This is a genomic window from Winogradskyella sp. (assembly GCF_025210595.1).
In the GTDB taxonomy this organism is placed as follows: domain Bacteria; phylum Bacteroidota; class Bacteroidia; order Flavobacteriales; family Flavobacteriaceae; genus Winogradskyella.
The window spans coordinates 21,252-34,214 of record NZ_JAOARH010000039.1 but is presented as its reverse complement, the minus strand read 5'-3'; the positions used below and the strand labels follow the sequence as shown (position 1 = coordinate 34,214).

At 31.6% G+C, this 12,963-nt stretch carries 9 protein-coding genes; 3 read left to right on the top strand and 6 right to left on the bottom strand.

Annotated elements, in window-relative coordinates; genetic code table 11:
- On the bottom strand, window positions 1-417 hold a 417-nt coding region (locus tag N4A42_RS04190; RefSeq protein WP_294070297.1), incomplete at its 3' end, for a hypothetical protein.
- Between the two features lie 207 nt (window positions 418-624).
- Between N4A42_RS04190 and N4A42_RS04185 the strand changes: the two genes are divergently transcribed.
- Window positions 625-2,370 carry a patatin-like phospholipase family protein gene (locus tag N4A42_RS04185; protein WP_294070295.1) on the top strand — a complete coding sequence of 582 codons (1,746 nt, stop codon included), beginning with the start codon at window positions 625-627 and terminating at the stop codon, window positions 2,368-2,370.
- Window positions 2,371-3,171: 801 nt separating this feature from the next.
- Here the strand turns inward: N4A42_RS04185 and N4A42_RS04180 are convergent.
- The 5 genes from N4A42_RS04180 to N4A42_RS04160 form a co-directional block, all read right to left on the bottom strand.
- Window positions 3,172-4,158, bottom strand: coding sequence for a hypothetical protein (locus N4A42_RS04180; RefSeq protein WP_294070292.1), 987 nt, complete (start codon window positions 4,156-4,158; stop codon window positions 3,172-3,174).
- Between the two features lie 6 nt (window positions 4,159-4,164).
- On the bottom strand, window positions 4,165-5,238 hold the full coding sequence (locus N4A42_RS04175; RefSeq protein WP_294070289.1) for a DUF262 domain-containing protein: 1,074 nt from the start codon (window positions 5,236-5,238) through the stop codon (window positions 4,165-4,167).
- 4 nt (window positions 5,239-5,242) lie between these two features.
- The gene (locus tag N4A42_RS04170) at window positions 5,243-7,675 is read right to left on the bottom strand and encodes a BsuBI/PstI family type II restriction endonuclease (protein ID WP_294070300.1); all 2,433 of its coding nucleotides are present in this window, start codon (window positions 7,673-7,675) and stop codon (window positions 5,243-5,245) included.
- Between the two features lie 1,041 nt (window positions 7,676-8,716).
- Window positions 8,717-9,409 (bottom strand): LytTR family DNA-binding domain-containing protein, encoded by a 693-nt coding sequence (locus N4A42_RS04165; protein ID WP_294070285.1) that lies wholly within the window; start codon window positions 9,407-9,409, stop codon window positions 8,717-8,719.
- Window positions 9,402-10,403 carry a sensor histidine kinase gene (locus N4A42_RS04160; RefSeq protein WP_294070281.1) on the bottom strand — a complete coding sequence of 334 codons (1,002 nt, stop codon included), beginning with the start codon at window positions 10,401-10,403 and terminating at the stop codon, window positions 9,402-9,404. Before N4A42_RS04160 ends, N4A42_RS04165 begins: the two co-directional genes overlap by 8 nt.
- Before the next feature lie 218 nt (window positions 10,404-10,621).
- On the opposite strand from N4A42_RS04160, the gene N4A42_RS04155 reads away from it, so the two are divergent.
- Window positions 10,622-11,650, top strand: coding sequence for a cysteine synthase family protein (locus tag N4A42_RS04155; RefSeq protein WP_294070278.1), 1,029 nt, complete (start codon window positions 10,622-10,624; stop codon window positions 11,648-11,650).
- On the top strand, window positions 11,634-12,947 hold the full coding sequence (locus N4A42_RS04150; protein WP_294070276.1) for a hypothetical protein: 1,314 nt from the start codon (window positions 11,634-11,636) through the stop codon (window positions 12,945-12,947). The genes N4A42_RS04155 and N4A42_RS04150 overlap by 17 nt, the downstream gene beginning before the upstream one ends.
- Window positions 12,948-12,963 lie beyond the last annotated feature (16 nt).

Sequence of the window (12,963 nt, the reverse complement as noted above, 5' to 3'; positions counted from 1 at the left end):
TCCTTTGTACGTAGCGCAATCTCCATTCGTTTCTATTTCATTAATAAAAACATTACCATCTACAGATAAATAAACACCGTTTCCTGAAAGTATAATACTAGAAGTGCTAGTTGTATTATTTACATAAGGAGCAATAGAATACTGTATGCCTTCTTGTGCGTTAGGTAAAGCAAAAAACAAACTGTTACTACTATTATCGCTAGAGGTGAACTTAAGACCTAGGTTTCCTCCTTCAATAGTGTCTCTATCAAAGGTAAATAGTTCATCATTTAAACCATCTCCATTTATACGAAGAGAATAATGCCCAATTAAAGTGTTGTTTGGTGGGTTGTTTCCGTTATCGTCATCATCATCGGAAGACGAACAGCTGAACAGCATAGTGGCTAGTATAGTAATACTTAAAATTAATTTTTTCATGTTGTAGCGTATTAAAGGTTCACTGTAATATCGAAATTCATACAATTTGTCATCAAAACAATTACAGATTTTAATTTTCATTTTACTTAAAAGTTATATCTTTAATTATCCCTTAGCTAATCTCCTTATTATTAATTCTGTTTACATATTTTGCATGTTTAATTATTAGGTGTGTTGTTATTTCATAACCTATAAAAGTATAAGACTATGTCGCAATCAAATACATTTCATCTTGGGTTAACAATGGCTGGCGCTGTGTCAGCTGGTGCATATACAGCGGGTTTTATGGATTATGTTCTAGAAGCTTTATCTGCCTGGGAAACGGCAAAACAATCGCACATGCAGCCTAATAGTATTCCAAAGCATAATGTGGTTATTGATGCTATTGGTGGAGCATCTGCTGGTGGTATGGTAAGTATGATTGCTGCTTTAGCACTTTTAGATGGCACTATTACACCTGTTAAGAAAGTTTCGCATACTAAAACAGGTAATATTCTTTATGATAGCTGGGTGTTTTTAGATGATGATGACAGTCTTTATGATGGAAGTGGCATAGGGGAGACTACCTTTAAAAAAATGCTTTCAGAGTCTGATCTTAAGGCAAAAGCTAAGGGAGCACCATCCTTATTAAATACAGCACCCATTGATACTATTGCTGAGCGTGTTTTTGAACAATTATCTAAAACTGCTGGTGTAGACAACTTTCCAAGTTACATTTCTAAAGACTTGCGTATTCTGCTCACTGTAACCAGTTTACGCCCTATTGATTATAAAGTCACTTTAAGCAGGATAAAGTCTAAATTTCTTGATTCTATTCCTGGCCATCGTATTAGTAATCATGATATTGTAGCGCATTTTAAATTGAATTATGACGGTAAAACCGATAAGGATAAGTATTTACCTTTTAGACCCTTGTCGCCAGAAATAGACGCACAGTCTAATCGTGACTTTTTAATTAAGGTTACAAAAGCCACAGGTGCATTTCCTGTTGGATTGGCACCACGCTATTTTGATACAGAATTTCCGATGCGCTATGTGCAGCATAACCTTAAAGCGCGCAAGGCTTTTACCGCACAAATGGACTTAGAATTTAGTGACGACCATGGAGAAAACTTTGAATTTACCGCAGTAGATGGTGGTACGATTAATAATGAGCCTTTTGATGAAGTTTTACGTTGCTTAGAGGATCACCATGGGCCAGAAGATGCCGAAAACCCTAAATATGGTACAGTACTTATAGATCCTTTTCCTAGTTTTAAGGATGCTCCTAAAAGTGATACCACACTAGATTATAAGCGTAACAGTATTTTAGATATTGTTGGTCATTTGGTGCCCACGATACTTAACCAAGCTCGTAATAAGCAGAGTGATACTTTTGGTTCTGGTGTGTTTAAGATTATGGCATTTCCAAGGAAATTAAAGTTAGGCCAGGTTGATGAGGAAGTAGATTATCCGCCATTAGCAACAGGAGGTATTGGTGGTTTTGGAGGCTTTTTGGATATAGAATTTAGGAAGCACGACTTTTTTTTAGGCCGTAAAAACGCACGTAATTTCTTGAGAGGAGTCTTTTTTGCTGAGTGCCATGCTGAGGATAAAGATAACTTGTTTTATGGTACTAGTGATGCCGCCATTGAAGCTTTTAGTAGAGTTGTGGATGGTAAAATCTATATGCCAATAATACCAGACGTTAGTAAATTAGACGCAGATGATGATCCTAATCCTACACGTTATGAGATGCAAGACTTCCCGAAATTTGATGTTGCTGCGTTTAAATCTATGGAAAAGCCAATAAAAAAGCGTGTTAAAGCCATTTTAAAAGCTGAATTAAACACTAAGTTTTCTGGATTTTTTTGGTGGTTGTCTCAACGTATAGTGATTGGTACTGTAGCCAAGAAGCTTACCAAATGGATTATGTCTAAGATTGAACATGATTTAACTAAGCGTGGTATGTAATGACTGTGCTAGTTTGTATTTATAGCGTTTAGGACGCTGTACTATGTATTGTTATTACAAACGCTATTTTACATAATGTAAATTATAGGACAATTGCTGTTATTAGGTTTTCTAGGTCAGAGTACCAATTGTCAGCTATAATGTTATTATATAAAATATCCGTTTCCATAAGTATGTGCAGTACTTGGGGATTCAACCAGAAATCGATCTGCTACGCAGCGTTAATGCAATGTTCCTATAATTAGACGTTATGTAAAATGTCCGCTATCCAAACGCTCGATTGTTTTTATAAAATCAAATTACTCTTGTAATTTATTTTAAACACAATTTGCCACCGCTTGGCCAGCGCACAAAAAAGCCTAGCTTTTAGTTATGGTTTAAAAATCGCGTAAACGATAAAATGTATTGGTTAAAAAATTTTACGAGATTCTCGTGGATTGCCACAAGAGCATAAAATTACGCTACGCGATAATTTCTATGCACATGTTATATACAGAACTTCCAATAAGCATTTTTTAAGTTCATCATCTTTTGCCTTGATGCACTATTTATAAAGGAATGTCTGGTAGACATTTCTTATAAATACCCAAAAACTCAAGTAGGTATTTTAAAAATCGATACTCAATCGATTCTTTAAAATAGTATAATATTTTGGAAACATAATAACTATTTAAGATTGTGCTTAATATTATGTAAAATAAAAATAGTTAAGAAGCACACTGCTAAACCCCTAAAATATTATCGTTACATTCACCTATTGTTTTGACCAAAATTTTATGAGGCCAAATAGAAAGGCTATTATCATATTAAAATTATATTATCACTTTTTTCAAACAATTTGTAATCAATATAAGTGAAATCAAGCTCTTTACTTGGAATTAATATTTTCTTTGGATAGTTTCTTTTTCTTTTAATTCTTAAGAAATTAACAAATGCTATAGACTCTTTATTTATTAATGTCTGAATTATTGCTAAATAAGGCGATAAATTTAATGAATTATATCCCTTTCCTTCTTTTGCTTCTTCATTCAATAATATCTGTAAATCTTTAATTTCTATGTGGAATTGACTTGTTAACTGTTCAATGTTATCTACTAATCTCATTTCATTTTCCGGCAATCGTTCAGGAGGCCAATTGGCATGAATAAAACTCTTAATTAAATTTTGTTTCTTTATTTTTCTATTATTTGTTGGTAAGCCCCTAACTTCTTCTATTTGCGTAGCATTACCAATTGATATCTCAGCATTCTCAAGCATAGCTTTTATTTGATAAGCAATACGCTGCTTTTGCCAATCAATCACATCTGATTTATATATCAATTCTCGTGTAGAAATAGCCCAAGCATGTTGCAAAAAAGTTTTAATTTGAACTTCAAAAATTATATCATTTACTGGTCCTTTCTCTCTAGAATTTGTTTCTTTAAGCTGACAATATAGCCTTAAATCATCAAAAACAAATGAACTAGTATCTTTATGAGTAAACTCTGGAGTTTTTGGTCTTTGATATAGAATATTAGCATGCTCTTCAACTTTAGTAACCGCTAAAGGAATTTGACCCATATTTTCAACTACAAAAGTACATGCAAAAAAATCTTCCATTTTAGATGGATCCTCTACTCTACCAGTTTCAATTTTTTGGGCAAAGCTTTCTAATGGTTTAGTTCTACTTATATAATGCCAAGATTTTAGTTTAGATGATTCAAAAATACTGTCTACTTTTAACTTCAGAGTATTATTAATAACTTCCTGATTAGTATAAATAGATTTTATTGAATTAATTACTTTCATTCCATTCTATTTACTTAAAACATCTTTCAATGCTTCATACCTCTCATTACGTTGATATAAATCTGTATTTGCACCTCTAGTATTTTTATAGTATTTAAAAGCATTTTCCCAATTTTCCGATTTTTGATCAGGATTATTAAATAATTCTTCTGCGTCATCAGATTTTTTGAATAATTCTATTTCCTCCATGAAATTTTTATATGATTGAGCCAATTCAACTGGTGTTTTTCCAGTATCTTCTAGACCAATAAAAGCGAAAAGAACATATAAATTATAAGCGACTTTTGCATATGTACTGACACATTCATTATGATTTTCCATTTCTTGCAAAATAGATTTCACTTTATTTTTTTTATCAAGGTATTCTTCTTCATCAACTATTGTTTCTCCACCTTCCAATTCTATTTCTTCATATAATGCATAGCTATCATCTAAAAAGTTTTGACTAAATCCATGAATTTTACCATCAATCAGTATCAAAAGTAATTCAGATACTAATTGCACATTTTTCATCCTTTTGGCTTTGGCCAAAGTAGTTACTTTGATATTTTGCCAAAACTTATCGTCATCTGCTTCTTTTTCAGCCTCATTTATAAACCAACCATTATGTCTAGCATGTCGCAATTCTTGCCTTTCTAAATTTCTAGAATTTCTATTTACTCTATCAAATACTTCATTTATATCTAATCCTTCAGGTATTTCAATAAAATCAACAGCTAAATTATAATTCCAAAATATCTTTTTTAAATCTGGATCTAAATTTTTAAATCGTTTGCCATCTAACCTTTCATCACCAAACTCTTTACTCATTGCAATTTTATTATTTGCAAACTTTATAATCGTTTCCAACCTTTGTTTACCATCAACTACATGATATGTAGTAGAACCGGAATCATCTATTGTTTTGTGTATAAAAATAGGTGGACATGGATAATTTCTAAAAATTGTATCTAGAAAAAATTTTCTATCTGATGGAGTCCAAACGCTTCTTCTCTGATAAGGTGGATTTAAGTTTAATTTTGAAACATTATTTAAATCCAAAAACCATGTTATATCTTGTACTGATGCTTGTCTTTTCATTTATTTATTTCTTATAAGGTCCTAAAAATTTGTGTCCATTAAAATGTATCATATGAGTTGGAGAATCTGCTACCCAAACTTCACTTTCCCATGATATGTCTGCAATATATTTAGCCATAGCTTTTCTATTTAAAAATGCCGTTACATATACTAATTCCGCAGTTGAATCTTTAAATAATTCTTTTAATTCATTATATCTCTTTCCATCAACTGGTCCATGGCTAGTAACGGATTCTATCAATATTAGCCAGTTTTTTTTTGTGAAATGTAAAATTACATCTGGTAATTTTCCTTTAGCATTTACAGTAACACCAATTTTTTTTAATTTATCTTTCTGATAATATCCAGTTTTATTTTCAGTATCTCCAACATAAATAAGCTCTGAACCTGGAACAAATTGTGGCCCGAAGTCTTCAATTATTTTTTTAATTAAAACACTATGATCACCAGGTGTCAATTCAAATAAATTTCCATCAATAGTTAATGGCACCTTACTTTGGTTTCTTTTCATTGCATATTTATCTCTCAAAGTCTTCCTTTTAGAAAGAAATTGTTTCAATAATTTTTCCCATTCATGACTTCCAAAATTATTCAACAATCTTAATAACTCTGGTATGGCCTGATAACATGCTTTTGGGCTATTGGGTGCTCTATCTGGTTTATCTGGATTATATGCTACTAAACCAGCCTCTAAAAATTGATGTAAAGTTTGTCTTCTGAAAGTTTCTCTAGAATTAGGAGCATATTCTTTACCATATTCATCTCTAACCCAATCCATAATTGGAGTTACTCCAATCATTGGAGAATCTATATCACTCCAAGAAAGATTTGGTTTTAAATCTAACAAAGCTAATAAAGTTAAAGCAGAACGTTCATTTTGTTGGGCTCTAGGCATTCCTAAGGCTTTTAGAATTTCAAGAGCTTCATTAATCTTTGTTTGACTATTTAATGGATCTTTTTTAGATTTTTCATCAGACATATTTTCAATAACTTTATTTAATTTGTAATCAATTTGAGATTGACTAAGGATATTATTTTTAATTTCTTTACCAATTTGTTCTAGAATTAACCTATTTGGGTAATGCAATGCTCGCAAATCTGTTGCATTAACTTGTGTGTTTCCACTAAATATTCTATAGTATTGGTCTAATAAAGAACTATTTAAATATACATAAAGTCCTTTAATCAAATTATAATCTAAACCTTTTTTGTTTGAATGAAACACATTTAGTTTATTCTCAAAACCAACTAAATCTCCTACTGGACTTGAATCATAAATTGTAGCAACAATTCGTCTTTTTTCTTCTTTTGAACTAAATCTTTTGGTTAATAAAAAGAAACCTTTATTTTCCCATAAAGATGACTTTGATTTTTCGCTTAATTTGATAGCATTCGGTTTTTTAGAATCTTTTATTGGCCAATTAATTCCATTTTTTAAATGCATTGGATAAATCAATGGATTATATCCTGTTTTTGGATTCATTGATAAATCTGCTTTCATTCTAAAATCTACAACAGGTCCTGTACTTACTTGTATATCAATATCTTTTAGACTACTTGTGAATCCAGAAAGCCTATCAATTATTTTTTGTTGAAATTCTGAAGATGCAACATGTATAAATTTGTCATTATCATTTGGGTAAACAACTTTTTCGAATTCAACAGTTCGTAGTGTTAATCCATCCGCTGTCATAGTATTCGTTTGCTTGTCTCTGTGAAAATCACCAGAAGGACTAGAAGTTATTAATACTTTTCCTTGTTTTTTCCCCTTTACTAAATGTATAATAATATTTTCTTGTAAAACGCTGTCTTCAGAAAATGCACTATTTCTTTCATCAAACAAATGTATTTTTTCAATACTTGTTTCTTTCAATAAAAACTCTCTAAAAGGTTTAAAGTAAAGGCCATTTGAAAAAGAACGTGGAATAATTGCAACAATTTCACCTCCTTTTTTAGTGAGTTTTATTGCTTTTGCAAGAAAGGCAGAATATAAATTTCCAGTTTCTAATCCGATATTTTCTTTTAAGTATTTTCTATGCTCACTCTTACTTGAAATCTTTTTGTAAGGAGGATTCATTATTACATGTGTGAACCTCTCTTTTATATCAGTAAGTAGAAAATCACTATGCTGGATTGATATATCGCAAGCTCCATTTAATCGATTATGACACAATTTTATTGTATTAATAATTTCTTCGTCTAAACTATCATCAATATCATAACCTTTTATAGAAAGTATTCCATTATTTCCTCTTAAAAGTGATTCTTCAATAACTGAAACAAATAAAGAGCCTAAACCACAACCAGGATCTAATAGACTAATATTTCCATCCAAGTTAGAAAACATAGAACTCATATATTCACATATAGATGTTGGAGTAAAAAACTGTCCTAACTCCGATTTTTTCGATTTATCAAGTCTATTAAGTGATAGTATTCTTTTTGCTTCTATGTTATAATTTAATTCCAGATTTTATTTCTTTTAATGATTTATATATTGTCTTCCAAATGTAGCAAATCAATATAGAATTTATATAATTAAAATCATATTATTAATCTCTAATTGCCATTACACACACATTACGCTTCCCTCCTGCGTCGTCGCATAAAAAGTGTTCCATTAACATTGTAGAAGAAACTTTTGGAATAAAATTTTTTAAAGAAACTGTAGTTAGAACTTTTCGCTTTTATCCAAAGCTCAAGTTACATAACGCGAGAACATTATAAAACAAATTGATATTTGAATTGATCTTACTATTATATGTGGTTTTGGTTGCTGCTGCGTTGTTTATAGTGTACTATGATATGCACCTGAATGTTATACGGGAATTATACGCATTAGACCTGAGAAAGACCTGGATTTGACCCGACTTAGATACGGGTGAATCTTTGGTTAGGTTCTTAGATTATTAGATCAGTAGATTGTTAGATTGCCGCGTTCGTACCTCACTCGCAATGACGGATGGATTTATTAGATCTCTTTTGGCGCTCTTAAAATCCTAAATAAAATCCTAAATAGCGTCTAAGGCTTCCGCTATTTTTTACGGATCTTAATTATATATACTGCCGATAGTAGCTTCCGACCTTGTCGGAATTTCAAGTTGTATTGATGTATTAGGTCTTTAGATTGTTAGGTGGTTGGATAGCTCTTGTTTGTACGTTCATTTTTGATGGGCCAAAAACGAACCAAAAAGCCCTTTACTATCGAAGGTATTTTTAAGTGCGCTTTTGGCGCTCTTATAACCATAATTAAAATCCTAAATAGCGTCCAAGGCTTCCACTATTTTTTACGGATTTTAATTATATATACTGCCGATAGCAGCTTCCGACCTTGTCGGAATTTCAAGTTGTATTGGTGTATTAGGTCTTTAGATGGTTAGATTACTTCGTTTGTGAGTGGCTCGCAATGACGTATGAATTGTTGGGTTTGCCATTGAGGATGTAGTAGCTTTTGCCGTTTTTGTGAAATCTTTACTAATTACCATTTGGCTATAAAGTCCTTTTTATAACTATCACCTAAAGGTAATTTTTCATTTTCCAGAACAATTTGATTTCCCTCAACAAATTGAATGTAATTTTTATTAACCATATACGAGCGATGAACCCTATAAAAAAGCTTATCTGGCAAGGTTTCTTCTACAGATTTGATTGTGCCATATACCATTAATTTTCCGTGAGATTTTGTGTGGTACATTACATATTCGCTTTTCGATTGAATAAATAAAATATCATCATAATCTATTTTATAAAGCCGTTTATTTGCCTTTACTTGAATACTACCTGTTATTTCAGTAGTGTTAATCGTCGTCGATTGTTCTGTAAACGTTGATTTTACTTTGTTAATGGCTTTTAAAAAACGATGAAATTCAATAGGTTTCAATAAATAATCAGATACTTCGAGTTCAAAGCCTTCAACGGCATAATCTCTGTATGCGGTTGTTAAAATTACTTTGGGTTTTACGGTAAGCGATTTTAAAAAATCAATTCCAGAAATATCAGGCATATTAATATCTAACAATAAAATATCAATAGGCTCTTTTTCTAATGTAGAAATGCATTGTAGAGGCGATTTAAAAAGTCCAACAACTTCTAAATCATCAATCTTTTCACAGTAATCGTTTAATAATAATCGAGCTGGTTCTTCGTCGTCAACAATAATACATTTATACATTAGTTTCTATTTTTAATGATACGTTATAATCGTTATCGTTTTTATCAATATTTAATTCGTGCTTATTTAGGTACAATAACTCTAAACGTCTTGTAACATTTGCAATGCCTATTCCGCCAGTTTTATCGGTGTTTTTTTTCGGCACAAAAGAATTTTTACAACTAAATTCAATCGTGTTTTTATCGGTTGAAAGTTTAATATTTATATATCCGTTATTTTCAATGTTACTATGTTTAAAGGCATTTTCAATAAACGGAATCAATAGCATTGGCGCAATTTTTAAATGGGTGTTTACATTGCTATAATCAAATTGTATGTTTTTTATGTCACTATCTTTTAACTTAAACAAGGCTATAAAATTGTTGATATACGCAATTTCATCTTTTATGGTAACATTACCTTCATTTTCACCGTATAACGAATAATCCAACATCTTTGAAAGTTGCATAATCGCTTCACTTCCTTTAAGCGATGTTTTGTAGGTTAAAAAATAAATGTTGTTAAGCGTATTAAACAGAAAATGTGGATTTATTTGTTGTACCAAAAACTGTTTTTCGGCAGTTAATAAGGATAAGGCTTGCTTTTCTTGCTGTTGTTGCCTTTTTAATGTGTATAAAAAGAAACTTATAAAAATAGCTAATAGTATAGGTATGCTATTAATTAAAATGATTTCTGTTGTAAAGTGTTGTAATTCTAATTGGTGTTGGGTGGTATTATGCTCAATAAAATGAGGTGTAAATTGCTCTAGGAAAAGGTTAAATAAAAGGCTTACAGCTAACAGAGTTAAATTTATAACAATATAAATTGCATATTTTTTGTGCTCGTAAAAGCTTGGTAAAATCCATTTTAAATTACTATAAAAAATAACGATTTGAAAAGTAATAATTGCCAATGTCCTAATCATTGCTGTTTTAAAATCTACCAAAATGGTAAACACAACAAATAGAAAAATGGCACATAAACACCACGCTATATAGCTAATACTCTTTTGCATCACACAAAATTACCAATTATAATAGTGGATTTAAACTTCTTTCTATTAAACACTTAATTATTTAAACGAACACCTTTCTTTTTAAGTAAATGCTTCATTTTTAGCTACAAAGTGGTTTTAAACTTATTCGTTTAAAATAGTCTTGGCTTGGCTGAATATTTTTTATAACCGCTTGTAACTGCAATAGTTTTGGGTATATAATTAAAAACTTGCAAGATATGCGTGTTACAAATTCCGCTTTAGATGTAATAGGAAACAGCACCTATGTAAACTTAAAAACATTTAAACACCACAATTTAGATTTTAAATTAGAACAATATAACTTAACAGGAAGTGTAAAGGACAAAAACGCACTTTACTTTATTAATAAGGCGAAGCAACAAGGCTTATTAGCCGAAGGAGGTACAATTATAGAATCGAGTTCTGGTAACTTTGGAATTGCACTTACCGTAGTTGGCAGACAACTTGGGCATCGTGTTAAAATTGTGATAGACAACAAAACCTCTCGCAGTATGAAACGTTTATTGGAAATTTACGGCGCAGAGATTTTAGAAATCGGTTCAGAGCATTGCGACGATGCTGGTTCGATGCAAAAAGCACGAATGGCTTATGCTAAAAAAGTACAAGAGGAAACACCAAATAGTTGGTACGCTTGTCAGCATTTAAACCCAATGACATCAGAAGTGCATTACCACACCACAGCTTTAGAGATTGAAAAGCAATACAACGGCGCACCCGATATTATAGTAGTGGGCGTATCAACGGCAGGACAATTATCAGGTATTTCAAGGTTTTTTAGAGAAAAATATCCGAACACGAAAATTTGGGGTGTGGATGTAAAAGGTTCGGGCGTTTTTACAAAAGACAGACATCCTTATAAAATGACAGGTTTAGGACTTTCGTTTACACCACCTGCCTTTCAATGGGATTTAATAGATAGAGCCTTTTGTGTTAGCGACGAATTAAGTTTTTCGCTGTGTTATTATTTAGCAAAAGAAGAAGGACTTTTTATGGGCGCATCTTCAGGCGCAGTAATGTCGGCAACTTTAAATGGATTACAAACTGAAGCAAGTGGGCAAACCGTTTGTATGATTAGTGCAGACTCTGGGCAAAGATATCTCGATACCGTTTTTAATGCCCAATGGCTACAAGAAAACAACATAAACATTTTTAATGAAAAAGAATGTTTACAACAAATAGATAAAGTGATTGAGCATAAAAAGGTTTTAAATGAACAAATCGTATAGGTTAAAAGAAGTTATAAATCTTTGGAAACAGTTTATACCATTAAGCCTTACCGATATGGCAATGGCTTTTGGCGAACCTGTTAGAAATTACGCCATAGCATCGCTACCAAACGGTGGATTAAATTTAGCCTCGTTTGGTATTGCCAAAAGTTTAGCTAACTTTTTTGAAGCACCAATAATAATGGTGCTTCACGCATCTAACGCATTGGCACAAAATCGTGAAAGTTCAAAAAAGTTTTTACGTTTTACGTTGGTGTTTTCTTTGCTGTTGGCCAGTATATTTTTGAGTCTATCCATACCAAATATTTTTGAGTTTATTGCTAAAAAAATATTCAGTTTAAGCTACGAAGTGTCTAACACAACAAGACAAATTATTTACTTTATTTTTCTGTTTCCTTTTATTATTGGTTGGAGGCGTTATTTTCAAGGAATACTTATTCAGCAAAAGAAAAATAATGTTGTAGCACAAGCCTCAATTATACGATTGGTTTTTGTAATAGCTATTCCGCTTTTAGGTTTACAATTGTCTTGGACAGGTTTAGCGTGTGCTATTGGCTCGTTAATGGGCGGATTGTTGGCAGAATCTATCTATGTAACCTACTACTGTTTAAAACACAATGTATTAGAAAAGGCAGAGAAACAGCACGAAGAAGCATTACCAAAAACGTATAAAGAGATTTTTAAATATTACTTCCCGTTAGGCTATTCTATGATGGTAATTTGGGGCACGAGAGCACTTTTAGTATTTCTGTTAAGTTTTTCGATAGATTCAAAAAAAGCACTTATACTCTGGCCAATAATTTGGGGAATTGTATTAGTAGTATCTAACGGAACAAGAATGGTACAACAGGTATATATTGCTAGTAAATCAGATTTTTCTAGCAGTGCTATAAAATTATTCTGTGCTTCGGTTGCCATTTTATTCACGCTACTTCTTGTATGGTTAATAGCGACGTCTTGGGGTAATAGTGTTCTGGAAACATCAATGGGAGAATTGGTTAATTATAAAGATTTTATTATTGCTTGTTTAGGATATTTTATATTATTTCCTGCACTAACAACACTTCAGAATATATTACAAGGAGAGCTTATTATAAGTCAGAAAACAAAAGCTGTTGGTACTTCGGCCATACCGTCACATATCCTACTTGTAATTATTGCTTATGTTTTAATTAAAATGAATATTTCGGGTTTAACATCTTTAGCTATCGCATTAAATATAGGATTAGTATGCGAAATATTTTTATTGTGGTGGTTTAGTAAATCAAAAAATAGGACATCAATTTTGTTTAAATGAGAAAGAAAGTTCACTA

What these genes read in the sequence shown, in the direction of transcription:
- N4A42_RS04185 (WP_294070295.1), top strand. Translation starts at nt 625, where the DNA reads ATGTCGCAATCAAATACATTTCATCTTGGGTTAACAATGGCTGGCGCT.
- N4A42_RS04180 (WP_294070292.1), bottom strand. Translation starts at nt 4,158, where the DNA reads ATGAAAGTAATTAATTCAATAAAATCTATTTATACTAATCAGGAAGTT.
- N4A42_RS04175 (WP_294070289.1), bottom strand. Translation starts at nt 5,238, where the DNA reads ATGAAAAGACAAGCATCAGTACAAGATATAACATGGTTTTTGGATTTA.
- N4A42_RS04165 (WP_294070285.1), bottom strand. Translation starts at nt 9,409, where the DNA reads ATGTATAAATGTATTATTGTTGACGACGAAGAACCAGCTCGATTATTA.
- N4A42_RS04160 (WP_294070281.1), bottom strand. Translation starts at nt 10,403, where the DNA reads ATGCAAAAGAGTATTAGCTATATAGCGTGGTGTTTATGTGCCATTTTT.
- N4A42_RS04155 (WP_294070278.1), top strand. Translation starts at nt 10,622, where the DNA reads ATGCGTGTTACAAATTCCGCTTTAGATGTAATAGGAAACAGCACCTAT.
- N4A42_RS04150 (WP_294070276.1), top strand. Translation starts at nt 11,634, where the DNA reads ATGAACAAATCGTATAGGTTAAAAGAAGTTATAAATCTTTGGAAACAG.